The organism is Pseudarthrobacter sp. LMD1-1-1.1 (genome assembly GCF_040676255.1).
Classification (GTDB): Bacteria; Actinomycetota; Actinomycetes; order Actinomycetales; family Micrococcaceae; genus Arthrobacter.
In genome coordinates, this window is the sequence record NZ_JBEGHP010000023.1 from 383,293 (window position 1) to 410,292 (window position 27,000).

Consider the following 27,000-nt stretch of genomic DNA (forward strand, 5'->3'; position numbering starts at 1 on the left):
GAAAGAAAGCCTGCTGCCTGTCCTGCGACCGGGCCGCCATCTGGCTACACAATCTGAGGGAAAAGTAACGCTGTGACAACTCTGCTGGGGAAGCTTGGGCTGAAAAAGCGACATAGGAAGCTCGTCACTGGTACTGCGTTTGGTGCTGTGGTTGCTGTGGTGGTGACGGGTGCTGTGTTGTATCCGGGGTTTAAGACCACTGAGGTGGAGTTGAATGACGGTGGTGTGTGGGTTGTTTCGAAGTCCCGGAATGCTGTGGGGCGGTTGAATTATCCGTCGCGGGTGTTGGATGGTGCGGTGACGCCGGCGTCGACGACGTTTGATGTGTTGCAGCATGCCGGTGAGGTGTTTGTTGATGATGAGACTGGTTCGACGTTGAACCAGGTGTCGCCGGCGAATATGCGGTTGGGTGGGGATAAGCAGTTGCCTGGGGCGGCTGATGTGAGTTTTGGGGCGCGGACGATTTCGGTGACGGATGCTGTGTCGGGGAAGGTGTGGGCGGTGTCTCCGTCCACGGTGAATGGTTTTGATAAGGAAGCGTCCGAGCCGGTGATGGTTGGTTCGGCGGGTCTTGTGTCTGTGGTGGGTTCTGATGACCGGATTTATTCGGCGGATCCGAAGACGGGTGTGGTGAGGGTGACGGGGGTTGACGCTGATGGTGGTGTGACGTCGTCGGAGTCCAGTACCTGGGATGGTCTTAAGGGTGCCGGGGATCTGCAGATGACCGTGGTGGGGGACCGGCCGGTGGTGTTGGATGCTGCTGCGGGGAGCTTGTTTTTGCCTGGTGGTAAGCGGTTGGCGTTGGAGGATGCGCGGGATGCGAAGTTGCAGCAGCCTGGGCCGGGCAGTGATGTTGTGGCGGTGGCGACGCGGAAGGCGTTGTTGAAGCAGCCGTTGGATGGTGGGACGGCGAAGACGGTGGTGTTCGACGGCGAGGGGGCTCCTGCTGCGCCGGTGCAGTTGGGCGGGTGTGTGCATGCGGCGTGGTCGGGTGCGAACAAGTATGTCCGGGATTGCGTCAATGATGCTGATGATAAGAATGTTGCGGTGCCGAAGGCGAGTGCGTCGCCGTCGTATGTTTTCCGGGTAAACCGGGACCTGGTGGTCCTGAATGATGTGAACTCGGGGAATGTGTGGTTGGTCAACCAGAACATGCAGCTGGTGAACAACTGGGACGACGTCATCCCACCCAAGAACCAGTCCGACGACCAGGACCAGGAGTCGGCGGACAACAACACCATCAACATCCTGCCGGACCGCACCAAACCCAACCGTCCGCCGGAAACCAAGCCCGACGCCGTCGGAGTCCGCCCGGGCCGCACCACCATCCTCAGCGTCCTGGACAACGACTCGGACCCCGACGGCGACGTCCTCACCGCAGCGGTGGGGGACGCCGGACCCAAATCGGGAACGCTGGAAAGCATCTACGGCGGCACCGCCTTCCAGATCACCGTCCCCGCAGACGCCAAGCCGGGCACCGAGACCTTCAACTACAGTGCCTCGGACGGCCGCGGCCTGTCCGCCACGGGCCAGGTCACGCTCAGCGTGGTGGGACCCGACGAAAACAAGCCGCCCAAGTTCAAGCGCGGCGAAGACACCACCATGCTGGTGGAACAGGGCAAGACCGTCAGCCAGAACATCCTCACCGACTGGATCGATCCCGACGGCGACGACCTGGTCCTGCTGGACGCCAAGGCCGACAACGACCAGGACCAGGTGAAGGTCCGGCGCGACGGGCTGCTTACCTTCCAGGATTCCGGCGCCACCGCCGGCAAGAAGAACGTCCAGGTCACCATCTGGGACGGCCGCGCCACCGTCACGGGCAAGGTGGTGGTTAATGTCCAGCCGCCCGGAGCCCTGGCACCCGTGGTCAACGCTGACCACGTCACCGCCGTGGTGGGCCAGGACCTGGTCATTTCCCCGTTGAAGAACGACGTCGACCCCAACGGAGGTGCCCTCCGCCTGGCCCAGGTGGAAGCCAACGGCCCGGCCGAACTTGGCCCCGTCACCGACGGCGGCACCTTCACGTTCCGCAGCAGCACCCCCGGCCCCGTCTACCTGACCTATATCGCCAGCAACGGCCCCCAAAGCAGCCAGGGCCTCATCCGGGTGGATGTGGAATCCGGCAACGACGGCGGCGACCCCGTGGCAGTCCATGACGTTGCCCTGATGCCCACCGGCGGCAGCGTGCTGCTGGACCCGCTGGCCAATGACTCCGACCCCTCCGGCGGTGTCCTGGTGCTGCAGTCCGTGAAGCTCCCGGACAATGCGACGGTGTCCGTCAGCGTGATCAACCACAGCGTCCTGCGCATCACGGACATCCTGGGGACCAAGGACCCCATCCTGTTCGAATACACCATGTCCAACGGAAAGAAGTCGGCCACCGGCTCAGTCTCCGTGGTGCCGGTCCCGGCACCGGCCGTGGTGGAAGCACCCCAGCCCAAGCCGGACGAGGTGAATGTACGCGTCAATGACGTGGTCACCATCCCCGTCCTGGACAACGACACCCACCCGCAGGGGCAGGAACTGACCGTGGACCCGGTCCTGCCGCAGGCGGTTGATCCTGCCGACGGCAAGAGCTTCGTCTCCGAGAACACGCTCCGGTTCATTGCGGGCAGCCAGCCCAAGACCGTGCGCGCCATCTACAACGCGGTGGATCCGCAAGGCCAGAAGAGCGCCGCCGCCGTGACCATCCACATCCTTCCGCTCGAAGGCGCGGAGAACTCCCGGCCGCAGCCGCGGAACCTCACCGCCCGGGTGGTGGCTGCCGGTACCGTCCGCATTCCGGTTCCCCTGCACGGCATCGATCCGGACGGCGACTCCGTGCAGCTGACCGGCATCGACAGCACCCCCGCCATGGGAACCGCCACCGTCGGCAGCAACTTCATCGACTTCACTGCTGCCGGGGATGGCGCCGGCACCGACACGTTCCGCTACAAGGTGGTGGACCGCCAGGGCGCCGTGAACACGGGAACCGTCACGGTGGGTATCGCACCCCGCGGTGACATGAACCAAAAGCCCACTCCCGTGGACGATGAGGTCAGGGTGCGCCCGGGCCGCCAGATCGCCGTGGATGCCCTCGCCAACGACACCGATCCCGACGGCGACCGCATCCGTATCCTGACCGACGGCATCGAGGCCGACCCGGCCCTGCAGGCCACCGTCAGCAAGAACAGCGGCCGCATCATCCTCCTGGCCCCCAACGAGGCCGGAACCGTCAACGTGCGCTACACCATCGCGGACGACCGGGACGCCACCGCCCAGGCCACCATCCGCCTGGTGGTCGACAACGACGTGCCGCTGAAGGCGCCGATCGCCCGTGACGACAGGGTGACGTCCGCCCAGGCCATGGGGAAGACCGCCGTAGACGTTCCGGTCCTCAAGAACGACGAGGATCCCGACGGCGTGGGCGAAAACCTGAAGATCAGCACGGACGCCACCACGGCGCGGCCCGGCGGCAACGGCAACATCCTGGTGGACCTCACCGAGCAGCCACAGCTCATCCCGTACACCGTGGAAGACGTGGACGGCCAGCAGTCCACAGCCATCATCTGGGTGCCGGGCCTTGGCCAGCAGGTTCCCACCCTGGCCAAGGACGAAGTCATCGAGGTGGTTGCCGGCCAGTCCGTCGACGTCGACCTGAAGGAATGGGTCAAGGTCCGGGAGGGACGCTCACCCCGGCTGACCCAGGCGGACCGGATCAAGCTCATCGGTGCCGACGGCGGCGATCCGGTGACGCGCGACGGCACCGGCCTGAAATACACGGCAGGTGCGGATTACGTAGGTCCCGGTTCACTGACCTTCGAGGTGACCGACGGAACCGGACCGGACGATCCTGCCGGACTCAAGTCCACCCTCAGCATCCGCACCAAGGTCCTCCCGGACCCGAACAAGAACAACCCGCCGGAACTGCTGGGCGCCAACGTGGATGTTCCCAAGGGTGACTCGGCCACCACGGACCTCGGCAAGCTCACCTCCGATCCGGACCAGGACGACGTCGAGAAGATGAAGTACGAAGTGGTGGGGGACTCCCCGGGCGGCTTCAACGCACGCATCGAAGGCAAAACGCTGAAAGTTTCGGCGGCCGATTCCACGGCAACCGGAACCCGCGCCGCCGTGCAGGTCAAGGCAACCGACCCCCGCGGGCTCCAGGCCACGGCCACGTACCAGCTTGCCGTGACCGCCTCCAACCGGCCCAAGCCAGTGGCGAACGACGACGTGCAGGACAACGCCGCCGCCGGCAAGCCGGTGACCATCAATGTGCTGGCCAACGACGCCAATCCGTTCCCTGAAACACCGCTGAAGATCATTGCCGCGAACACCGAAACGGGCAGCGGCAATGTGGGCGTCAACGGTGACTCTGTGACCGTCACGCCGGCGCCCGGTTTCACCGGAACCATGGTGGTGGCGTACACGGTGGAAGACAAGACGCAGGACAGCTCCAGGCATGCCACCGCGCGTGTCCGGCTGACCGTCAAGGACAAGCCTGCAGCCCCCACCACGCCGCAGGCGCAGAGCGTGGGCGACCAGACCGCACTGCTCACCTGGTCCGCACCGGCCGACCGGGGCTCCGCCATCACCAAGTACACCGTCTACGGTGAGGGCGGGTTCCGGCAGGAATGCCCGGCCAACACCTGCACCCTGAACGGCCTGACCAACAACACCACCTACCACTTCCAGGTGACGGCCACCAACGAGTTCGGCGATTCCGACCGCTCGCCGGCGTCCGCCGACGTGCGCCCGGACGTCAAACCGGATACGCCGCTGGCGCCGTCGCTGAAGTTCGGCGACAAGCAGCTGACGGTGAACTGGAGTGCCCCGGCGAGCAAGGGCTCGCCCGTGAAGTCCTACGACCTGGAAATCTCGCCGGCTCCGGCCGGGCAGAACGCCCAGATCCAGGGACTGACGTCAGTCAGCTACGTCTGGAAGGGCCTCCAGAACGGCGTCTCCTACAAGGTCCGGGTCCTGGCCCGCAACGATGCCAAGGACCCCTCCGAGTGGAGCCCGTATTCGGCGGCCGAGGTGCCGGCCGGCGTCCCCGCCACTCCGGCGGCGCCGAGCGTGGCCCAGGCGACGCCGGTGGGTTCGCAGAGCCAGCTGAGGGTGGTTTGGACCGCGCCCAACAACAACGGTGACGCGGTCTCGGCCTACACCCTGACCACGCTCCGGGGCGGTGCCGCGGTCTCCAGCCAGCAGGTGTCCGGCACCTCGCAGAACGTCACCGTGGATAACTCGGAAACGAACTACACGTTTACGGTCTCGGCAACCAACAAGGCCGGAACGGGCGGCACGAGCGCGCAGTCCGCCGCAATCCGGGCAGCAGGCAAACCTGGCACTGTCAACGCTGGAACCGTCAAAGAGAACGGGACCAGCGGCCAGCTCGACGTGACGTTCACGCCCCTGACGGATGCGCAGCGCAACGGCTCCACGGCGTCCGAGATTGCCTACTCATACAACGCCGACGGAAAGACCGGTGCCATCAAGGCCGGGGGAGGAACCATCGGTGGCATGACCAATGGCCGGGACATCACCGTGACCATCATTGCCACGTCCACCAAGAACAATATGTCCGGTGACGCCAAGGCCATCGGCACCGGGAACCCCTACGGTCCTGCCAATGCCCCCAGCATCAACGGCGGCACCTCGGCGAAGGGCGATGGCCAGGTGCACTGGACCTGGAATGACCCGGCGACGAACGGCAGGCCCCTCAGCTACTACGAGGTGAGCATGGATGGTGGCGGCTGGCAGAACGTCGGCAAGGCGAACAAGTTCGATACCGGAGCCGGCGGGTGGAGCACGAGCCACAAACTGCGGGTCCGCGCCTACACCGTCACCAACGGGGCAATCGGCGGACCGGTGACCTCTACCTCCGGTCCGGATAACACCCCACCCCCGCCCACGGACTGGTACGTCACGGCAAGCCCGGTGCGCAGCTGCACGGAGCCCCGCCAGGGGACGGACAGCTACATTGCCGGCAATCCGTCCCAGTGCACCGGTGCCGGCAAGTGGCTCGATGCCGGTGCCCCCTCCACGGCGGACCGCTACCAGGTCTGGTACAAGACCTCCAACAACCCGAGCGGCATCTGGTACCACCTGAATTCGGGGATGGCGTCGGGCAACTGGCTCCGCTGCGACACCTCCAATGTGGGCTGCAACCCGCCGAACGGCATGCCAAACCGCTAGCAATCTCCGGAAGCACAACTGTGGGCCCGGCTACCCGGGGCTCACAGAAGATTCGATCCATCAGAAGGAAGCACATCTCATGACCATGACCATTGAGCAGGCCGAGTGGTTTGCTGACACGTTCGAAAAGCTGGTTGCCAACGTGGGCCAGGCGGTGCTGGGCAAGGAACACGTCATCCGGCTGACCTTCACCGCCATGCTGGCCGAGGGCCACGTCCTGTTCGAGGACGCCCCGGGTACGGGCAAAACCTCCCTTGCCCGCGCCCTGGCTGCCACCGTGCAGGGCTCCAACAACCGCATCCAGTTCACCCCTGACCTGCTGCCCTCCGACGTCACCGGTGTGACCATCTACGACCAGAAGACGCAGAAGTTCGAGTTCCACAAGGGCCCGATCTTCAACAACATCGTCCTGGCCGACGAAATCAACCGTGCCTCGCCCAAGACCCAGTCGGCGCTGCTGGAGGTCATGGAGGAATCCCGCGTGACCGTGGACGGCGTCACGTACTCGGCAGGGCGGCCCTTCATGGTGATGGCCACCCAGAACCCGATCGAGCAGGCAGGTACCTACCGCCTTCCCGAGGCGCAGCTTGACCGCTTCCTGATCAAGACCTCCATCGGCTACCCGGACCACGCGTCCACGGTCCGGCTCCTGGGCGGCAGCAACCTGAAGGACCGCTCCAAGGAACTCTCCGCCGTCATCACCACCCAGGCCGTGGCGGACATGGCAGATCTCGCCGCAACAGCCCACGTGGACACTGCCGTGCTGGAATACATCTCCAGGCTGTGCGAGGAAACCCGCAACGCCCCGGAAACGCGCCTTGGGGTGTCAGTGCGTGGTGCCCTGGCCATGGTGCGGGCCGCCAAGGTCTGGGCCGCCGCGCAGGGCCGGAATTTCGTCCTGCCGGACGACATCAAGGAACTGGCCTCCGTGGTGTGGACCCACCGGTTCGTGATGGACCCCGAAGCAGAGTTCTCCGGCGCCACCGCTGAGGCCGTGCTGACCCGGATCCTGGCCGACGTCGCCGCCCCGCAGCAGCGCACCAACGCCTGATCCGCCCGGCTGCGGCCGAACGCCGCAGCCACCGTCATTCCATTCCAGCGCAACAACGAAGGCACACCCCTATGTCCGACGGCACGTCCAGCGGTACCCCGTTGACCCGGCTCGCGGAGCGTTTCCTGCAACTCTTCCACCGGAACGGCCGCCCCACCCGGCTGCACCCTGCCGCGGTGTGGTCCGAGGCCAGCAGCACCGCACTCCAGGCCCTGACGCCCGCATGGCAGTCCGTCCGGGACACCTGGCTGAAGTACGCGTGGCCGGTGCTTTCCGTGGTCAGCATCCTGGGCTGGTCCGTCCTCGCCGCCGCGATCCTGCTCTGGACCACAGGAAAGGCATTCGGCTGGCAGGAAGCCACGGCGGCGGCCATAGCCGCCTTCGCCATGTTCGTCATCGCAGTGGCCTTCATCCTGGGCCGGTCCTCGTACGGGGTGGTCCTGGACCTGGCCCGCACGCGGGTGGCGGTGGGGGACAGTGCCGTCGGCAGCATCGCCGTCTCCAACACCTCCGCGCGTCCCCTCCTGCCGGCCGCGCTGGAACTGCCGGTGGGCAGCACCACCGCCGTGTTCCACCTGCCGCGGATGAAGCCCGGCCAGGTGCACGAAGACCTGTTCACCATCCCCACCGCGCGCCGCGCCGTCATCGTGGTGGGACCGGTCCGCTCCGTGCGGGCGGACCCGCTGCACCTGCTGCGCCGCCAGGTCCTCTGGACTGAGCCGGAGGACCTCTTCGTCCACCCGCGGACCGTGGCCCTGGCCGGCTCCGCCGCAGGCTTCATCCGCGACCTCGAGGGCATGCCCACCACGGACCTCTCCAGCGCCGACGTCTCCTTCCACGCCCTGCGCGACTACGTGCCGGGCGATGACCGCAGGCACATCCACTGGAAGACCACCGCCCGCACCAACAAGCTGATGGTGCGCCAGTTCGAGGAAACGCGCCGCGCCCACCTGGCCATTTCGCTGTCCATCAACACCGAGGAATACGCTTCCGAGACCGAGTTTGAGATGGCCATCTCCGTGGCCGCCTCCATCGGCCGGCAGGCCATCCGCGAACAGCGTGAACTGGATGTCCTGACCCAGAAGGGCCCCCTGCGCTGCGAAACCGGCCGCAACATGCTGGACGACATGACCCGGATCGTCGGCGCCCCCATGCGCCGCACCGCCGTCGACCTCGCCCGGACCCTGGCTGACACCGTGCCCAACGCCTCCGTCGTCTTCTTCGTGGTGGGCAGCAACGTCACGGCAACCCAGCTTCGCTCCGCCGCCGCCTCCGTGCCGCCCGGTGTGCGCAGCCTGGCCGTCAGGGTGGAAGCCGGCGCCGCCCCCACCCGGGCCAACATCGCAGACCTTACTGTCCTGACCCTCGGCGACCTGGCCGACCTTGCCATCGTGCTGAGAAAGGCGGCAGCATGAGCACCGCACCGGGCCGATCCCGACAAACCCCTGCCCCCCGACAAACCCCTGCCCCGCAGACCCGCAGCCGCCGCAAGGTGGCCAACCAGGAGTCGGCGTTCGCGGACGGCCAGCCGCTGTGGCACTTCCTGCTCGACGCCGGAGCCCTGCTGGTCCTGCTGGGCCTGGGACTGCTCGGCTTCGGCCTGAGCTTCGGCGGGGACCCGTACTACCTGCTGTCGGGTTTCGGCGGCATCATCCTGGGCCTGGCCATCGGCGCGGTCAACGCCCACCTGCGCCTGGGCCTGCTCATCACCACCGCGCTGGCCCTTGCCGCGTACTTGCTCTTTGGCACCTGGCTGGCGGTCCCTGATGCTGCCATCGCCGGCTTCGTCCCCACCCTGGATTCGCTGCGGACCCTGCTCCTCGGCGTCGTCTTCGCCTGGAAGGACATGCTCACGGTGGGCGTGCCCGTGGGAACTGCCGGCGGCGTGCTGATTGTCCCCTTCCTGAGCTCCCTGATCACGGCGCTCGTCGCGGCGCTGCTGACATGGCGCACCAAAAGCCCCTACCTGCCCCTCCTGCCCGTGCTGGTCCTGTTCGTCACGGGCATCGCCTTCAGCACCAACGCGGCGTTCCTGACCCTGGAACGCGGCATCGGCCTGACCGTGCTGGGCATCGCGTGGGCAACGTTCCGCCGGGACGCGCTCCGGCGGAACAACACCCGGCGGGTGTCCGTGAACAACCCGCAGACGGATACCGCCGCCGCACGGCGTGCCCGGATCCGCCGGCTGGGCATGGCTGCGGGAGTCATTGCCGCCAGCGTGGGAGTCACCGCAGTGGCCGCACCGCTGGTCAGCGCAGGAGAGGACCGGAAAGTCCTCCGCAACGTGGTGGTGCCCCCGTTCGACCCCAAGGACTACATCACGCCCCTGGCAAGCTTCCGGACGTACGTGAAGGACAAGAAGGACGACACCCTGTTCGTGGTCAAGGGCCTCCCGAGGGACGGCCGGGTCCGGCTCGGCGCCCTGGATGCCTTCAACGGGACTAACTACAACATGGACCCCAATGGCTCCGGAAACTTCAGCAAGGTGGGCGATGCGAAATCCATCAACACCCTCGCCGACTCATCCGGTGTGGTGCCCACCAACGACTACTCGATCAGCATCAACATCGAGGACTACCAGGGCTACTTTGTCCCCGGCGGACGAAAGACCACCGGCATCAGCTTTGACCAGTCCGGCTCCGCCGCCGCTGCGGGCCTCTACTTCAACCCCGGCTCCGACACCGCGGTGACCACCAGCGGGCTGTCCCGCGGCGACTCCTACAGCGTCCAGGTCTCCGATCCCGTCAAGCTCGAGCACGGGCAGTTGACGCAGTACGACTTCGCAAAGATTTCCCTCCCGGATGCACTGGAGGTGCCGCCGGTGGTGGGCTCCCAGGCCAACGACCTGTCCGCCGATGCGCCAACCGCCATCGACCGGGTGCGCCAGATCGAAGCCCACTTCCAAAAAACCGGGGCGTTCAGCAACGGTTTGGTCAGTGAAGGCCAGCTGCCCAGCGTCTCCGGTCACGGCTCGGCCCGCATCCGCAGCCTGCTGACGGCCAAGCAGATGCTGGGTGACGATGAGCAGTACGCGGTGGCCATGTCCCTGATGCTCCGCCACCTGGGCATCCCGTCCCGCGTGGTGATGGGTTTCTACCCTGAGCCGACCAGCCCGGAGAACGGTGCAGGCGAGGTGAAGATCACCGGCAAGGATGTCCACGCCTGGGTTGAGGTCGCCTTTGAACGGGTTGGCTGGGTCAGCTTCGATCCCACCCCGCCCAAGGACAACATCCCCATCCCGCCTGACCCCGAGAACAAGTCCAAGCCCAAGCCACAGGTGCTGCAGCCGCCGCCCCCGCCGCAGGAGCCGGCAGACCTGCCGCCGGACTCCTCACCGGACGCGCTGGATGCCGACCAGAAGAAGAACAACCCGTGGCTGTTCTGGGGTGCCCTCCTGGGTGCCCTGGGCGTCGTCGCGATCCCGCTGGTGATCCTGGCCCTGCCGCTGCTGCTGATCGCCCTCTTGAAGACACGACGGCGGAAGTCGCGTTTCCGCGATGGGCACCCCGCCCAGCGCGTGGGCGGAGGATGGAACGAGGTGGTGAGCCTTGCGACAGACCTGGGCGCCGCCGTCGACACCCGCGCGACGCGGCGGGAGAGTGCTGCCGTCCTGGCCGAAGCGTTCCCAGCCACCCAGGGAACCACCACCATGCTGGCGCGCCGGGCGGACGCCTCGATCTTCGGAGCGGGGGAGCCCACCGAGGAGGAGGTCCGCGAGTACTGGACCATCGTTGACGGGTCCCTTAAGGAGATGACCTCCTCCATCGGATTCTGGCGGCGCCAGCAGGCACGGTTCTCGCCGCGGTCGCTCCTTGCCGACGCCAGGACCGCGATGAACTCCGGCCAGGGCCTTAAGCTGCGCGGCGGCCGTGTGGCCCTGCCGGCGGTGGGCGGGATCCTTGCCGCACGCCGCCGGATTGCGGGCGGGAACCCTGCCACGGGCCGGGCGGAAACGCCCAACGCACCTTCATCGCCCCGGCCGGACGCACCGGCCCGGGACACGAACGAGCCAGACCACCAAGGACCCCACCAGCAGTGATGCCCGACGCCGAACGCTGCCCGCGCTGCCAACAGCAGATCCGCGCGGGAGCCACCTTCTGCACCGCCTGCGGCGCGCCGCTGCCCAACCGGGCGGCGCGCCGCACTAGGACCCCGGACCCGCTGGAGCACCAGGACAGGAGTGACGCCAGGGAAGCGCGCCCCACGCATGCGCCCGGGATTCCCGGTACTATCCCGGTAGTAGAAAGGCCCCCGGCAGGTCAGCCGGCGGGCACAGCACATACGGGCAACGCGCGCAGGGGCACCCTGCATACGGGCACCGGGCCGGGCACAACCGGCGGTTCCACAAGGGTGGAAGCCGCTCCAGGGGGAGGAACGGGAATGGCAGTGAACCTTCAGCTTGTTCCGGCTGCGGCGGGCAAGCGGCTTGGCGCTGCCGTCATCGACTGGCTGCCCGGGGTGGCAGTGCTGGTGGTGACGTTCGCCATCGGATTTGCCGGGATCACCCGCACCAGGAGCGGCGGGTTCATCGTGTACGACACCTCTTCCCTGGTGCTGTTCGGCGGAATCGGCCTGGGCCTCACCCTGGCCTACCTGTTCGTCGTGCTCGGTCTGGAAGCCCGCAGCGGCAAAACGCCCGGCAACCTGGCCATGGGCATCCGCAGCGCGGACCAGGACGGCTACGCACCCGGCGCGGGCGCTGTGTTCCTGCGCGGCCTCATCACCGGGGCGGGCATCCTCCTGGCCCTGCTGGCGGCAGTGCTGGTAGTGGTCTTCAAATGGTTTGACGCCGCCCTGTTCATCCTCGGCCCGCTGCTCCTGGTGGGTGCTGCCTGGGCTGTGCTGGTGGTGGTTTCCAACCGTTGGGACAAGAACGGCGGCCTCCGGGGCTGGAATGACACCGCTGCCAAGACCCTGGTGTTCGACGTCAAGGCAGGCAGGGACCCCATCACCACCGGCGGCATCCAGGGTCCCTACAGCTTCGCGCCCCTGGACCTTCCGCCCGTGCAGCAGGTGCTGTCCCCGGTGGCCGGGGTCAAAGCACCGCAAACCGCCGCACCCCAAGCCGCTGCACCCCAAACCCCTGGCTCCCAGCCACCTGCTCCGGTACTGCAAACTCCGCCACCTGCTGTCCCGGCCCCGTACAACCCGGCCCCGGCGGCTCCGGCGCCGCAGGTCAACAGACCGCAGGCATCCGCGCCGCAAGCACCTGCGCCGTCGGCCACCATGCCTTCGCAGACCATGCCGTACACCTCGCCGGCGTCCTTCGCGCCGCCCGCGGCCGGTTCCCAAGGCGTTCCCCCGGGGCACCGGGTGCCTTCGCAGCATGTGGACGACGACGTCGAACGCACCCAGGTGCGTCCCGGCGCCGGAGGACCAGCCCAGGTGGCCGTCCTCCGCATCCGCCTGGACGACGGCCGCGACTTCCAGCTGGACCGCAGCGTCCTGGTGGGCCGGAACCCGGTGGGGCAATCGGGCGAACAGCACGCCCAGCTGCTGGCTGTAGACGACCCCGGGCGCTCCATCTCCAAGACGCACCTGCACCTGCTCACTGACGGTGCGGGCATCTGGGTGACGGACCGGCAGTCGACCAACGGAAGCGCCGTCACCACCCCGGACGGCCTGCGCACCCCCCTGGTGCCGGGCGTCCCCACGTTTGTTACCCCGGGATCCAGTGTGCACTTTGGAGACCGTACCTTTTACCTAGGACAGGCATGAACCAGCACCCCGCCAGTGTTTCCTCCACCATCCAGCCGGGGCCGGGCCTCAGCCTTACCTACGGCTACGGGACGGACAGGGGACTCCGCCGGGAGCTGAACGAGGATTCCTACATCGCCGCCGACCCCGTCTTCGCCGTGGCTGACGGCATGGGCGGACACGAGGCCGGCGAAATCGCCAGCGGCCTGTGCGTGCGCGCCCTGGCAGAAATGCCCCAGGTCACCACGGGGGAGCGGAACATTACCGCGTCCCTCCTCCAGGAGTACCTGGTCCGTGCCGACGCCTCCATCCGCGAAGCCACAGGCGCCCGCGCCGGCACCACCCTGACGGGCGCTGTGGTGGTGGAGCAAATGGGCGTGCCGTACTGGCTGGTCATGAACATTGGCGATTCCCGCACCTACCGGCTCAGCCAGGGCCGGTTCGAGCAGATCAGCGTGGACCATTCCGAGGTCCAGGAGCTCGTGGACGCCGGCGAGATCACCGCACAGGAAGCCACCGTCCATCCCCGCCGCCACGTGGTCACCCGGGCCCTGGGCACCGGGGACGAAACGGAGGCGGACTACTGGCTCCTCCCCGTGGAGGAAGGCGACCGGGTGCTGGTCTGTTCGGACGGCCTCACCGGGGAATTGCCGGACGAGGAGATCCTCCGGATCCTCAGCACCGTGGCTGCGCCGCAGGACGCAGTGGACGCCCTGATCCAGGCTGCCCTGCGCAGCGGCGGCCGGGACAACGTGACGGCCATCGTGGTGGACGCCAGGAACGTAGCGAACGACGACGGCACCGGCACCACGGCACCCCGCCACACCCCGGCGGACGGGGACGAAGTGACGCAGCCGCGGCCGGCTGCGTCCGAAGCCGTCACGCAGCCCCTGCCGGCGCCCGTCGAAGCCAGCACCGACCAGGACGGAGAGCCCGGACGATGACCGGCGCCAGCTACATTCCCGGCACCTGGCTGGGCATCGTCCGGTCCGGGACCGCAGTCCTCCTGGGCCCGGAGACACCCGCCGGACTCGCAGGGGCCATTTGGGAGCTCCTGGCTTCGCAGCCCGAGCCGCACGAGGTCCTGGCAGCCGTCACCAGCAGTTCCGGTGGCTCCCTGACCCGCATCCCGTCCTTCGGCATCCTGGATTTCAACGGGTCCTTGCGGGTCTTCCTGCGCGGTGACCTCGACCTCACCGTGGAGCAGCCCGGCGGCCCGGTGGAGCTCGACGGCCGAGACGTGACCACCTGGAACGAGCGCAGGTTCGTCGTGCCCGGGACATGCCGGCTGGGTATCGCCGGCGGTGCCACGGCGGGGAAGGCCGCGGGACGCCCCGGCCAGCCGCTCGGTGAACAGCTGCTGGGTGAACAGCCGCTGCCTGAACTGCCGCTGGCTGAACTGCCGCTGGGGGAGGGTGTGGTGCTGCTCCAGACGCTGACCCTGTGCGCGCCGGCCGGCCCTGCCGCCGTCGGTGGTCCTGCCGCAGTGGACCGCGAAGAATCCCCGGGGAAACCGGCCAGTGTTGATGGCCCGTTCGCCGTCAGTTCTTCCGGCGAGGTGGACGGTCCAGCCGGTTTCGCTCCGCCGTTGGCCCCCGAAGCGCCAGCAGGTGGGGGCGAAACAGCCGACGATTCCCCCGTGGGGACCCCTAGTGGCATGCCGGCCGCAACCGCCGGAGACCCGCAGCAACCTGACGCGCTGCCGGATCCGGTACCCGCCGCGCACCACCTCGACCCGGAGGCCACGATTGCCCCCGGCGCGATCATTGACGCCGACGGAGAGCTTCTCGAAGCAACCGGCACCGAAGACCCGGCCGGCCCTGGGGACCCAGGATCGGAGCTGCCCGGTTCCGCGGGAGCAGGCATGGACTCAACCGCCCCCGCGGCAGGCCACGGTGATACGGGTCCCGCCGTGGAGATGACTACGTCCTACGACCACCTCTGGGACCGGACCGTCATGCGGAACATCGAAGACGCAGCCGTGCGGGAGGACCCCGACGCCGACTCCGGACATGTAGTGCCGCAGCAACAGCCGGCGCTGCCCGCACCTGAACCACTCCCTGCCCTGGGCACGGGGGAGGATTCGGCGCGGGATTCCTCGTCGGCCGAATCCGGAGCAGGACTTGCCGGAGCAGCAGATGCCGGACCAGCAGATACCCGTTCAGACGCTCCAGCCGGACCCGGTGACGGCTCGAACGGCACGGCTGCCACTCCGTCCCGTCCCGCTTCCTCCGGTGTCCTCATCGATTCCGTCCCCTGGCGCACTGCAGGGACGGCACCCGCACCGACGGAACCCGGCACCGGCAGCGACGCTCCCGCCCGGGAGCCCGCGCCCTTCCAGGGACCTCCGGCTGCCTATGAGCCCGGTCCGGCTGCCTTCGGGCGTGCCCCTGTCCATGAGCTGCCTGCCGATGGGCCGCCCGCCCATAACCCGTCAGTCCATGACCCACAGGTCCAGCAGCCGGACACGGGCCAGGAACCCGCTGCCGGCTTCGATCCCGACCATGATGGCCAGACGGTCATGAAGAGCAGCGTCGCCGGATCAACGGCCGGCCCTGCCGCGGACGCACCTGCGGCCCGGCAGGACGCGGGCGGCGGCCCGCTGGTGCTGGCGCGCGTCTGCGCCCAGGGCCACGCCAATCCGCCCACCCGCGCCCAGTGCAGCGTCTGCGGGGCGGCCCTGTTGCCCGACGCGGTGCAGGTAGCGCGTCCCAGGCTGGGACGGATGCGGCTGTCCACCGGCGACCTGCTGGACCTCGACCAGTCCATGGTGATCGGCCGCCAGCCGTCGGTGTCCCGGGTCCAGGGCGGCGTGATGCCGCGCCTGGTGCAGGTGGCAAGCCCGGGCGGTGACATCTCGCGGTCCCACGTGGAGGTGCGGCTTGAGGGCTGGCACGTGATGCTCTGCGACCTCAAGGCCACCAACGGCACCGTCCTGGTCCGCGAAGGCCAACCGCCGCGCCGTCTCGCCCAGAACGAGATGGCCATCCTGCTCGACGGTGATATCGCTGAACTGGGCGACAACATCTCATTGCGTTTTGAGGAGATTCCTTGAGTTCCAAACGGCCTGTTGCGCCGCCGCCCCGCATTCCGGGGTTCACCTACATCAGCCTGCTCGGCTCGGGCGGCTTCTCCGACGTCTACCTCTACGAACAGGACAGGCCGCGCCGGAAAGTCGCCGTCAAGGTGCTGCTCTCGGACCTGAAGACCGAAGGCGCCCGCCGGCGCTTCGAGTCCGAGGCCAACCTCATGGCCCAGCTGTCCTCGCACCCGTACATCGTCACCATTTTCGAGGCGGAAGTGACGGACGACGGGCATTCCTACCTGGCCATGGAGTACTGCTCCCGGCCCAGCCTGGACGTGCGGTACCGGCGGCAGCGCTTCAGCGTTGATGAAGTCCTGGCCGTCGGCATCCAGGTGGCCTCCGCCGTCGAAACCGCGCACCGTGCCGGAATCGCCCACCGCGACATCAAGCCAGCCAACATCCTGGTGACGGACTACAACCGTCCCGCGCTGACCGACTTCGGGATCTCCGGCACCCTTGCCGGGGACTCCGACGACGACTCGGGCATGTCCATTCCCTGGTCCCCGCCGGAGCAGTTCCGCGACGGCAGTGTCGACGGCGTCATGGTGGACGTGTGGGCCCTCGGTGCCACCCTGTACACCCTGCTGGCCGGCCGCTCGCCCTTCGTCATGCCGGGGGCGGACAACTCGCAGCGGGAACTGATCAACCGGATCAGCAACTTGCCGCTGCCCCGGCTGGGCCGTCCGGACGTGCCGGAATCGCTGGAACTGGCCCTGGCCACCGCCATGGCCAAGTCGCCGCAGTCACGGTATTCCTCCGCGCACGCCTTCGCCCTGGCCCTCCAGCGGATCCAGGCTGAGCTCAACCTCTCCGTGACTCCCTTCGAAGTCCTAGAGGAACCCCAGCAGGAGGAAAGCCACCCGGACGACGGCACCGAGGAAACCCGCGTCCGCAGCATCGCCGCCATCGATCCCGAGCGCACCGGCAGCGCCCCCACCTTCCCGGCCCGCACCCGCCCCGGCTCACCCGGCGCCGGAACCGACGCCACGGGACGCCGCGGTGGTGCCCTCCCGCCGTCGTCCTTCACTCCCGCCGGCCCCGGCCAATGGCGGCAAGCCCCGGCCGTGCCCTCCATCCCGGCGGCCCCCGCCGGAGCGGCTGGCCCCGGAGCAGACGCGGCCGACGGCGGCGGCCAGGGGGAGTGGGCACAGTCCACCGTCCTGCGCGGCAGCACCGGCGCGGCGAAGTATGGGGCCCCGGTAAGGGACGACGCCGGGCCGGACACCTACACCGCCGACGCCACCGTGCACCGGCCCGTGAACGTGGACCAGCCCCAGGCGGAGCCGGCGGCAGACCATGGCAAGCGCAACCTCTGGCTCGCGCTGGCCGGCGGAACCCTCCTGGCCCTGGCGGCGGTGGTGGGCATCGTGGTGGCCAACACTGCGACCGGAACGCCCAAAGCAGTGGACACCCAGCAGGTCAGCAAGCCGCCGGCGGACGCCGTGGACAGCGGCACCGTCCCCAGTGTTGAAGGCCTCACGGCATCACGAAAGCCCGAAGATCCAAACACCATCATCTTCTCCTGGACCAACCCGCAGCCCAGGGAGGGCGACTCCTACAAATACCGCACCAAATCCGCCAAGGCGGACGGTCCCTACGAAACCACGAAGGTACCGAAGACCTTTGTTTCCGGGTTCGGCCCCACTCCCATTTGCCTGGAAGTGATCCTGGTGCGGGCCGACGGCAGCGCCTCGCCGGAAGGCCAGGACTCCATCGCCTGCCTGCAGGACTAGCCAGCTGATGATGCAAACACATTGCCCACTGAGGAGGCACAGATCATGGGGGATCTAGCAATAGATTTCTGTGGCGAATGGTACGAGCCATCGGATGAGGACATCTTCAATATCGGCCGCGAAGGCGACCTTGAAGTGGACGACAACCCGTACCTGCACCGGCAGTTCCTGCAGGTGGCCCGCTACGACGGCATTTGGTGGCTGAGCAACGTCGGCAGCATGCTGTCCGCCACCGTGGCTGACGCGTCCGGCGGCATGCAGGCCTGGCTGTCGCCCGGCGCCCGGATTCCGCTGGTGTTCAGCCACACCAACGTCATCTTCACGGCCGGGCCCACCACCTACGAGTTCGCCGTGCACCTGAAGACGCCATCCTTCCGGCAGGAAGCCCGGGAAGGCGCCAGCAGCGGCGACACCACCATCGGCCCCGTGGTCTTCACCGACGCCCAGAAGGCGCTGATCGTGGCCCTCGCCGAGCCCGTGCTCCGGCGCGAAGGCACCGGGTTCAGCACCATCCCGTCCTCGGCGGCCGCCGCCAGGACCCTGGGCTGGGCGCTGACCCGTTTCAACCGCAAACTGGACAACGTCTGCGACAAGCTGGACCGCGTGGGCGTGGTGGGGCTGCGCGGAGGCGGCGGGAAACTGGCCACCAACCGCCGCGCCCGCCTGGTGGAGCACGCCGTCACCACCCACCTGGTGACACCCGATGACCTGTACCTGCTCGAAAAGATGAGGGGCGTGGACGAAGGATGAGGATCCGGCTGACACTCCGCCGCGAACCCGCCGACGCCAAGGACCTGGCCGTCACGGTGGACGGCCTGGCCACCGTGGCCGACATCGCCACCGTGCTCTGGGCGGCCGACCCTGACCGGAAGGGCACCCCTGCCCCGGACAACCTGTCCCTGCGCATCGACGAAGCCTTCGTGGGTGCCGGCATCAGCGGCAACGTCCTGGCCCGCGAAGACAACCTGCTCGAATCGGGCCTGCGCCCCGGCTCCGTGGTGTCGCTGGCCCAGGTCAGCGGGCAGTTCCACGAACCCGGAGCCAGCCGTGGGCCTGCTGCGGCCACGTTGCGCGTGTTGTCCGGGCCCGACGTCGGCCGCGAATTTTCGCTGCCCATCGGCACCAGTTACATCGGCCGGGACCGGGACGTGGATATCCGCCTGACGGATCCGCTCACGTCCAAACGGCATGCCCGGATCACGGTGGGCGAAAGCATCGAGATCGTGGACACCAACTCCGCCAACGGCCTCCTGATGGACGGGCTGCCGGTCACGCGCGCCACCCTGAACTCGTCCGACACGGTGACCCTGGGGGACACCACCGTCACCGTGGTGCCCCTGGGGCATAATCACGCGGCAGCGCCGACGTCGCCCCTTGTGGACTTCAACCGCTCCCCGCGCGTGGTGCCCCGCTTCGACGTGCCCAAACGCGTCCTTCCTGCCGGGCCCAAGCGGCCCGATGACCAGCCGTTCCCGTACATCATGCTGGTGGCACCCCTGATGATGGGCGCGGTCATCTTCGCGGTCACGCAGAACGTGCTGTCCATGGTGTTCATGCTGATGATGCCCCTGTTCATCGTGGGCCACTACGTGGACACCAGGATGCGGACGCGGAAGCAGCAGAAGGAACAGCTCAAGCAGTTCCGGGCGTCCATGGCCGCCTTCCGGCAGGACCTCACCGAACTGCAGCAGGTGGAACGGGCGGTCCGGCTCCAGGAAGCGCCGTCGGTCAGCGACACCGTGGATGCCATCTACAAGCTCGGGCCACTGCTGTGGACGCACCGGCCCGAGCACTCCTCGTTCCTGGGCCTGCGCTTCGGGCTGGGGACCGGGCCGTCCCGCATCCCGCTGGAGGAACCCTCCAACAATGACACCGAAGTCCAGTACGCCCGCGAGATCCAGGACTGCATCAAGCAGTTCAGCGAGATCGAAGGCGTCCCCGTGGTCTCCCAGCTGCGCACCTCCGGGGCCCTTGGCATCGCCGGCGCCCGCGGCCTGGTGGACGATGTTGCCCGCGGCATGGTGCTGCAGCTCGTGGGCCTGCATTCCCCGGCCGAGGTGGTCCTGACGGCCATCACGTCCGCGCAGTCCCGCGAACGGTGGAACTGGCTGCAATGGCTGCCGCACGTGGGCTCGGGGCACAGCCCGCTGGGCGGGGACCACCTGGCAGCCGGGTCTGCCGGCGGCTCCTCCCTGCTGGCCCGGCTTGAGGACTTGGTGGACGCCCGCGAAGCGGCGGCCAAACGGACTGCCCCGGAACTGCGCCCCGGCATCGACCCCGCCAAACACGAACTCGAAGAGCCCGTCCTTCCCTCGGTGCTGGTCATCGTGGAAGACGACGCTCCCGTGGACCGCGGCCGGCTCACCCGGCTGGCGGAACGCGGGCCCGACTCCGGCGTCCACGTCCTGTGGGTGGCCACCGACATCCAGGCCCTGCCCGCCGCCTGCCGCGACTTCATGGTGGTGGACGGCGACCACGGCACCACCACTGGCCAGGTGCGCCTGGGCCGCCACACCTATCCCGTCAGCTGCGAGAGCGTGGACGCGGAACTCGCCGCCCAGCTCGCCCGGATGCTGGCCCCCGTGGTGGACGTGGGCAAGCCCGTCAACGACGACTCCGACCTGCCGCGCGCCGTGTCCTACGCGACCCTGATCGGCAAGGACTTCCTGGACAACCCGCAGTCCGTGGCCGAGCGCTGGACGGAAAACAACTCCGTGCACGCCACCGCGGTGGCGAACCGCAAGGACAACGGCACGCTCCGGGCCCTGGTGGGGTCCAAGGGCATCGAGCCGCTGTACCTGGACCTGAAGAACGAGGGCCCGCACGCGTTGGTCGGCGGCACCACCGGCGCGGGCAAGTCCGAGTTCCTGCAGTCCTGGGTCATGGGCATGGCCGCGGCGTACAGCCCGGACCGCGTCAGCTTCCTGTTCGTGGATTACAAGGGCGGCGCCGCATTCGCGGACTGCATCAACCTGCCGCACACCGTCGGGCTGGTCACCGACCTGTCCCCGCACCTGGTACGCCGCGCCCTGACGTCCCTGCGCGCGGAGCTGCATTACCGTGAGCAGCTGCTGAACCGGAAGAAGGCCAAGGACCTGCTGGCCCTGCAGCGCGAGGCAGACCCGGAAGCCCCGCCGTACCTGATCATCATCGTGGACGAGTTCGCCGCCCTGGCCAACGATGTTCCCGAGTTCGTGGACGGGGTGGTGGATGTGGCCGCCCGTGGCCGCTCCCTCGGCCTGCACCTGATCCTGGCCACCCAGCGGCCCGCCGGCGTCATCAAGGACAACCTCCGCGCCAACACCAACCTCCGGGTTGCGTTGCGCATGGCCGATGAGGACGATGCCACGGACATCCTGGGCGTCCCGGACGCCGCCTACTTCGACCCCGCCATTCCGGGCCGCGGTGCCGCCAAGACGGGGCCCGGCCGCATCCAGGGGTTCCAGACCGGCTACGCCGGCGGCTGGACCACCGACAAGCCGCAGCGGCCCCAGATCGACATCGTGGAAATGGCTTTCGGTTCCGGTCCCAGCTGGGAAGCGCCCGCCCCTGACAAGCCCGTCGCCCAGGAACCGGCCGGCCCCAACGACATTGCCCGGATGACTTCCACCATCGTGCACGCCGCGGACACCCTGGCCATCCAGCCGCCGCGCAAGCCATGGCTGGATGAACTGGCCAAGACCTACGATTTCTCGAAGCTGCCCAACCCCCGCACCGACGAACAGCTGCTCCTGGGCGTTGCCGACGATCCCGTGCACCAGGACCAGCCCACCGTGTTCTACGAACCGGACCGGGACGGCAACATGGCCATCTACGGCACGGGCGGTTCCGGCAAGTCCGCAGCCCTGCGCGGCATTGCCATTGCCGCCGCGGTCACCCCGCGCGGCGGCCCGGTCCACGTGTACGGCATCGATTGCGGTTCTTCGGGGCTGCGGATGCTGGAGGAGCTTCCGCACGTGGGCGAGATCATCAACGGCGACGACGTGGAACGCGTTGGGCGCCTGCTGCGCCTCCTGCGGGACATCGCCGAGCTGCGGTCCGCACAGTTCGCAGAGGTGCGGGCGTCCACCATCGTGGAGTACCGGAAGCTGGCCAACCGGCCGGACGAGAAGCGGATCTTCGTGCTGGTGGACGGCATGTCCGCGTTCCGGGAAGCCTACGAGCACAGCAAGCTTTCCGGGCTCTGGGACATCTTCCTGCAGCTCGCCACCGACGGCCGCACCCTGGGCATCCACCTGGTGGTGACGGGGGACCGGCCCAACGCCGTCCCCGCGTCGCTGCTCGCCTCCATCCAGCGCCGGCTGGTGCTGCGGCTCTCCAATGAAGACGACTACATCTCGATGGACGTCCCCAGGGATGTGCTCACCGCCACGTCGCCCCCGGGACGCGGGCTGCTGGACGGACTTGAAGTGCAGCTCGCCGTCCTGGGCGGCAACTCCAACCTGGCCCTGCAGGCCCGGGAAGTCCATAAGCTCAGCGAAGCCATGCTGCGCCAGGGCCTGGACACCGCGCCGGGCATCGAACGGCTGCCTGAGCAGGTGGACCTGGACGTCCTGCCCGCCGGCAGCCCGGACCTGCCGGTGATCGGCGTGGACGACGAGTCCCTGCAGCCCGCAGAGCTCATGGCGCGCGGCCCGCTGCTGCTGGCAGGCCCGCCGGGTGCCGGACGGACCGTGGCCCTGGTGACCCTGGCCTACGCACTGCGCCGGTCCAACCCCGCCACGGAGCTGATCTACCTCGGGTCGCGCCGGTCCGCCGTCGCCTCCCTTCCCATCTGGAACCGCTCGGTGGTGGGACCGGACGACCTCGCCGAGGTGGTGGAGGACCTGGTGGAGCACTCCACCGGGAATCCGGGAGCGGTGGCCTTCTTCATCGAGGGCCTGACGGAATTCACCGACACCATCGCTGAATCCGGCATGGCGCAGCTGGTGACCGCGTCGCTGAAGGCGGACCAATGGGTGGTGGGCGAGTCCGAATCCTCCACCTGGTCCAGTGCCTGGCAGCTTGCCCAGCCGTTCAAATCCGGGCGGCGGGGCCTGCTCCTCAACCCGGGGGACATCGAAGGCGACAGCCTGCTCAATACCTCGCTGGGCCGGGTGAGTCCGGACTTCATCCCGGGCCGCGGGTACGTGGTGGGACGCGGCAAAGCGCGGAAAATCCAGGTGGCGCTTCCACCGGAAAACCGGGACTGAGCAGGCCCGAAAAAGGCGGGGCCGCTGCTGCGGCGGATTTGCGGCCCCGCCCGGCGCTGTAGAAGACTACCGGGGACACCAGAAAGCCGTGGTGGGGGGCTGCGCGCATCGAAAGGTAGCAATGACCCCGTCCGCCCCGGTCCGCCACGCTGTTACGACGACGGCTTCCGCAGCTGTCCTGGCCCTGGCCTTTGGCTTCTTCCCAACAGGCCCGGCACTTGCTGCCACTGCCGACCCCACGCCCGCTCCGGCGTCGGACACCCAGGCGCCAGCCGACTGCGGATTGCTGTGCATTCCCATCCTTGCCAGCAGCCCCGACGCCGGCCCAACCGGGCGCCCACGCAAATCAAAGGATCCCGTGCCGCCGCCGGCCCAGCCGGCACCCCCGGCGGTGCCGGCCGCCCCGACTGTCCAGCCCCAGCCGGCGCAGGGTGACATCCCGCCCCCGGACCCGGCCCGGCTTCCGGCAACGGTGGCACCGGTCCCCGACGATTCCGCCCCCGAAACCCCCTCAGCGACTGCCGGCTACCGCCCGCCCACCGGCCCCTCCAGTGGACAGGACTGGAACAGTCCCGTGACCCGGACCACTGCGCCCACCAAGTTGGCCGCCGTTGCTCCCGCCGGGGGCGGGGGCCCGGACGGGCCGGCACTGGGGCCCATCGCGATCGGAACACTGCTGGTGGGTGCGTCCGCCGGAGCTTTCGCCTGGTGGAACCGGAACCGCAACCGGCTCCGGTCGCACTGAGCCTGGGTGCCTGCCACGCCGCCGTGCCCGGTGGCTGTCGGAGGTGTAAGGCAAGATAGGTCTGTGAGCACAGGACCAGGACCCGCAGAACAGACCGCCGCCCGGACCACGGCACCGCACGAGCCCGAAGCGATTCCCACCGAGGCCATCCGCGAGGAATATGACAACCTCGCGGACCTGGTCCGGAAGTACCGGTTTGCGTACTACCAGGAGGACGCGCCGCTGGTATCGGACGCCGAGTTCGATTCCCTCTTCCGCCGCCTCGAGGAGATCGAGGCGCTGCACCCGGAACTGGTGGCCAACGATTCACCCACCCAGGAAGTGGGCGGCGAGGTGTCCGCCGCGTTTGCTCCGGTGCAACACCTGCAGCGGATGTACAGCCTCGAGGATGTCTTCTCCCTGGAGGAGCTTGAGGCATGGCTGAACCGGGCCGAGGCCGGCATCGAAAAAATCGGGGACGGCGGAGCAAAGGCGGCGTGGCTGACCGAACTGAAAATCGATGGCCTGGCGGTCAACCTCCTGTACCGCGACGGCAAACTGGTGCGGGCTGCCACCCGCGGCGACGGCACCACAGGTGAGGACATTACCCACAACCTGCTCACCATCAAGGAAATCCCGCAGGAACTGCGTGGCAGCGGTTTCCCCGCCGAAATGGAAGTGCGCGGCGAGGTCTTCATCCCGTCCAAGGCCTTCGCCGAGTTCAATGAGGCCCTGATCGAAGCCGGGAAGGCGCCGCTGGCCAATCCCCGAAACGCCGCCGCCGGCTCGCTGCGGCAAAAGGATCCGGCGGAGACGGCCAAGCGGCCACTGAAAATGTTTGTCCACGGCATCGGCGCCCGGGAGGGCCTTGCCGCCGGCAGCCAGTCGGAGACCTACGGCCTGCTGAAGGAGTGGGGCCTGCCGGTGAGCCCGTACTTCGAGGTGCTGGAAGCCCGGGACGACGTCCTCGGATTCATCAAGCGGTACGGGGACCAGCGCCACAAGCTGCTTCACGAAATCGACGGCATCGTCATCAAAGTCGATGATTTCGCCACCCAGCGCGCCCTGGGCAACACCACCCGTGTTCCCCGCTGGGCCGTGGCGTACAAGTACCCACCGGAGGAAGTCCACACCAAGCTGCTGGATATCCAGGTCAACGTGGGCCGCACCGGCCGCGTCACGCCCTACGGTGTGATGGAGCCGGTCAAGGTTGCCGGATCCACCGTGGAAATGGCCACCCTGCACAACCAGGACGTGGTCAAGGCCAAGGGCGTCAAGATCGGCGACATCGTCATCCTGCGGAAGGCGGGGGACGTCATCCCCGAAATCGTGGGCCCGGTCCTGAACCTCCGGGACCAGCAGGACCCGCCGGTACGCGACTTCGTGATGCCCACCGAGTGCCCATCCTGCGGTACCCCGTTGGCACCTGCGAAGGAGGGGGACGTGGATGTCCGCTGCCCCAACGCGAGGTCCTGCCCGTCCCAGCTCCGGGAGCGCGTGTTCCACGTAGCCGGCCGGGGTGCCTTCGATATCGAGGCCTTGGGCTGGGAGGCGGCCATCGCACTGACCCAGCCTGCCGAACCGGACACCCCTCCGCTGACCTCCGAAGCCCGCTTGTTCGACCTCACCCCCGAGGACCTGGCCGGTGTCCGGATCCGGCGTGAAAAGAAGAGTAAAGGCGTTCCCACCGGCGAATACGAGCTGGTGCCGTACTTCTTCAGCAAGGGCACGGCCAAGTCGCCGTCCAAGCCCACCGCCACCACCCAGAAACTGTTCAAGGAACTTGAAAAGGCCAAGACCCAGCCGCTGTGGCGCGTCCTGGTGGCCCTGTCCATCCGCCACGTCGGTCCCCGCGCATCCCGGGCCCTGGCGCAGGCGTTCGGCAGCATGGACCGCATCCGCGCCGCGTCCGAGGAGGAACTTGCGCATGTGGACGGCGTTGGCCCCACAATTGCCGCCGCACTGAAGGAATGGTTCGCCGAGGACTGGCACGTCGAGATCATCGACCGCTGGGCCGCCGCCGGGGTCCGCATGGAGGACGAACGCGACGAGTCCATTCCGCGCACCCTTGAGGGACTGACCGTGGTGGTCACGGGCTCCCTGCCCAACTTCAGCCGCGACGAAGCCAAGGAAGCCATCCTGCTCCGCGGCGGCAAGGCGGCCGGCTCCGTTTCCAAGAACACCAGTTACGTGGTGGCCGGCGAAAGTGCCGGCAGCAAGCTGGACAAGGCAGAGCAGCTGGGCGTCCGCGTCCTGGACGAGGACGGGTTCCGGCAACTGCTTGACGGCGGCCCGGCGGCCGTGGGGGATGCCGCGGCAAGAGATGCCGTGGAACCGGGCGGGGATGACGAGGGCAACGAAGAGGCGACCGCACCTGCCTCTGCAGGGGAGGACACAGTACAGGACAGCACCGTGGAGGAGAACGCATGACGTCCGCAACGGAATTGCTGGAGGTAGCCAAACAGGCCGCCGCGGCAGGCGCTAAAGTCCTCTCCGGCCGTGACGGCAACGCCCTGGACGCGAGCAACAAGGGAGCGGCCGGGGACTGGGTCACGGCCTTCGACCTGGCCGCGGAAAACGCCGTACGCCGCGTCATCACCGCTGCCCGCCCGGGCGACAGCATCACCGGCGAGGAACAGGGAACCACCCGGGCCGCCGACCCCACCGGTTACCGCTGGTCCATCGACCCCCTGGACGGCACCACCAACTTCATCCGCAACATCGTCTACTACGCCACCTCCGTGGCGGTTGCCGATGCCGACGGCGTCTGGCTGGCCGGCGTCGTCAACGCCCCTGCCTTGGGGCGGGTGTACTACGCGGCCCGCGGCCAGGGCGCGTGGCTGGACGAACGCGGCATTGTCACCAGGCTGGACGGACCGGTTCCGGGCCGCGCCGGGCAGATCCTGGCCACCGGGTTCAGCTACGAGCCCGATGTCCGCGCCCAGCAGGCGGCCGCCTTCGGTACTTTGATGGATGGCTTTGCCGATGTCCGCCGGCTTGGTTCCGCCGCCCTGGACCTGTGCATGGTGGCGGACGGAACCCACGATGCCTACGGCGAGCGGGGTCTGAATGAGCATGACTTTTCAGCCGGCGCCCTGATCGCGGAGGAGGCCGGCTGCTGGGTGCGCAGGCCGCGCCTGACGAGCCCCCTCGACGGCGGCCCCACCGATGGCGAACGCCTGGACGCCTGGACCTGTGCCGCCAGCCTGGAGCTGTCCGGCAAGTTTCCGCTCTGAGTGGGCATGGGAACCAGCCTCATCGAAAGAGCGGGGCCACCCGTTCTGATAGTTCTGTCACGGAAAGTGCCTTCCTGCCGTACGGCGCCCCGGCCCGCC

13 protein-coding genes and 1 pseudogene are annotated in these 27,000 nt (G+C 68.2%); all 14 read left to right on the forward strand.

What is annotated here, in order from left to right; genetic code table 11:
- The first annotated feature begins 72 nt into the window (after nt 1-72).
- The 14 genes and pseudogenes from MRBLMD1_RS15345 to MRBLMD1_RS15410 all read left to right on the forward strand — a co-directional run bounded on the left by MRBLMD1_RS15345 (nt 73) and on the right by MRBLMD1_RS15410 (nt 26,901).
- A complete protein-coding gene (locus MRBLMD1_RS15345) occupies nt 73-6,183 on the forward strand; it encodes an Ig-like domain-containing protein (RefSeq protein WP_414703698.1) in 6,111 nt (2,036 codons plus the stop codon).
- A gap of 79 nt (nt 6,184-6,262) precedes the next feature.
- A complete protein-coding gene (locus tag MRBLMD1_RS15350; RefSeq protein WP_255174943.1) occupies nt 6,263-7,234 on the forward strand; it encodes an AAA family ATPase in 972 nt (323 codons plus the stop codon).
- A 71-nt stretch (nt 7,235-7,305) separates the two neighbouring features.
- Nucleotides 7,306-8,649 (forward strand): DUF58 domain-containing protein, encoded by a 1,344-nt coding sequence (locus MRBLMD1_RS15355; protein WP_364401134.1) that lies wholly within the window; start codon nt 7,306-7,308, stop codon nt 8,647-8,649.
- Nucleotides 8,646-11,273, forward strand: coding sequence for a transglutaminase-like domain-containing protein (locus MRBLMD1_RS15360; protein ID WP_364401137.1), 2,628 nt, complete (start codon nt 8,646-8,648; stop codon nt 11,271-11,273). The genes MRBLMD1_RS15355 and MRBLMD1_RS15360 overlap by 4 nt, the downstream gene beginning before the upstream one ends.
- A pseudogene (locus tag MRBLMD1_RS15365) lies at nt 11,273-11,350 on the forward strand (zinc-ribbon domain-containing protein); the annotation flags it as partial. The gene MRBLMD1_RS15360 and the pseudogene MRBLMD1_RS15365, both read left to right, overlap by 1 nt.
- A 264-nt stretch (nt 11,351-11,614) precedes the next feature.
- A complete protein-coding gene (locus MRBLMD1_RS15370) occupies nt 11,615-12,952 on the forward strand; it encodes an RDD family protein (RefSeq protein ID WP_364401463.1) in 1,338 nt (445 codons plus the stop codon).
- A complete protein-coding gene (locus tag MRBLMD1_RS15375) occupies nt 12,949-13,875 on the forward strand; it encodes a PP2C family protein-serine/threonine phosphatase (RefSeq protein WP_364401140.1) in 927 nt (308 codons plus the stop codon). The genes MRBLMD1_RS15370 and MRBLMD1_RS15375 overlap by 4 nt, the downstream gene beginning before the upstream one ends.
- On the forward strand, nt 13,872-15,986 hold the full coding sequence (locus tag MRBLMD1_RS15380) for an FHA domain-containing protein (RefSeq protein WP_364401142.1): 2,115 nt from the start codon (nt 13,872-13,874) through the stop codon (nt 15,984-15,986). The genes MRBLMD1_RS15375 and MRBLMD1_RS15380 overlap by 4 nt, the downstream gene beginning before the upstream one ends.
- On the forward strand, nt 15,983-17,749 hold the full coding sequence (locus tag MRBLMD1_RS15385; protein ID WP_364401145.1) for a serine/threonine-protein kinase: 1,767 nt from the start codon (nt 15,983-15,985) through the stop codon (nt 17,747-17,749). Before MRBLMD1_RS15380 ends, MRBLMD1_RS15385 begins: the two co-directional genes overlap by 4 nt.
- A 45-nt stretch (nt 17,750-17,794) precedes the next feature.
- Nucleotides 17,795-18,499 carry a hypothetical protein gene (locus MRBLMD1_RS15390; RefSeq protein WP_307492410.1) on the forward strand — a complete coding sequence of 235 codons (705 nt, stop codon included), beginning with the start codon at nt 17,795-17,797 and terminating at the stop codon, nt 18,497-18,499.
- Nucleotides 18,496-22,941 (forward strand): FtsK/SpoIIIE domain-containing protein, encoded by a 4,446-nt coding sequence (locus MRBLMD1_RS15395; RefSeq protein WP_364401148.1) that lies wholly within the window; start codon nt 18,496-18,498, stop codon nt 22,939-22,941. The genes MRBLMD1_RS15390 and MRBLMD1_RS15395 overlap by 4 nt, the downstream gene beginning before the upstream one ends.
- A 121-nt stretch (nt 22,942-23,062) precedes the next feature.
- Complete coding sequence (locus MRBLMD1_RS15400; protein WP_364401151.1) at nt 23,063-23,686, forward strand: hypothetical protein; 624 nt, start codon at nt 23,063-23,065, stop codon at nt 23,684-23,686.
- A gap of 63 nt (nt 23,687-23,749) precedes the next feature.
- A complete protein-coding gene (ligA, locus tag MRBLMD1_RS15405) occupies nt 23,750-26,095 on the forward strand; it encodes an NAD-dependent DNA ligase LigA (protein WP_364401153.1) in 2,346 nt (781 codons plus the stop codon).
- A complete protein-coding gene (locus MRBLMD1_RS15410) occupies nt 26,092-26,901 on the forward strand; it encodes an inositol monophosphatase family protein (protein ID WP_159632438.1) in 810 nt (269 codons plus the stop codon). The genes ligA and MRBLMD1_RS15410 overlap by 4 nt, the downstream gene beginning before the upstream one ends.
- Nucleotides 26,902-27,000: the final 99 nt, after the last annotated feature.

Coding starts and splice junctions, on each gene's coding strand:
- MRBLMD1_RS15390 (WP_307492410.1), top strand. CDS start 17,795: ATGGGGGATCTAGCAATAGATTTCTGTGGCGAATGGTACGAGCCATCG.
- MRBLMD1_RS15400 (WP_364401151.1), top strand. CDS start 23,063: ATGACCCCGTCCGCCCCGGTCCGCCACGCTGTTACGACGACGGCTTCC.
- MRBLMD1_RS15370 (WP_364401463.1), top strand. CDS start 11,615: ATGGCAGTGAACCTTCAGCTTGTTCCGGCTGCGGCGGGCAAGCGGCTT.
- MRBLMD1_RS15410 (WP_159632438.1), top strand. CDS start 26,092: ATGACGTCCGCAACGGAATTGCTGGAGGTAGCCAAACAGGCCGCCGCG.
- MRBLMD1_RS15350 (WP_255174943.1), top strand. CDS start 6,263: ATGACCATGACCATTGAGCAGGCCGAGTGGTTTGCTGACACGTTCGAA.
- MRBLMD1_RS15380 (WP_364401142.1), top strand. CDS start 13,872: ATGACCGGCGCCAGCTACATTCCCGGCACCTGGCTGGGCATCGTCCGG.
- MRBLMD1_RS15395 (WP_364401148.1), top strand. CDS start 18,496: ATGAGGATCCGGCTGACACTCCGCCGCGAACCCGCCGACGCCAAGGAC.
- MRBLMD1_RS15375 (WP_364401140.1), top strand. CDS start 12,949: ATGAACCAGCACCCCGCCAGTGTTTCCTCCACCATCCAGCCGGGGCCG.
- MRBLMD1_RS15355 (WP_364401134.1), top strand. CDS start 7,306: ATGTCCGACGGCACGTCCAGCGGTACCCCGTTGACCCGGCTCGCGGAG.
- MRBLMD1_RS15360 (WP_364401137.1), top strand. CDS start 8,646: ATGAGCACCGCACCGGGCCGATCCCGACAAACCCCTGCCCCCCGACAA.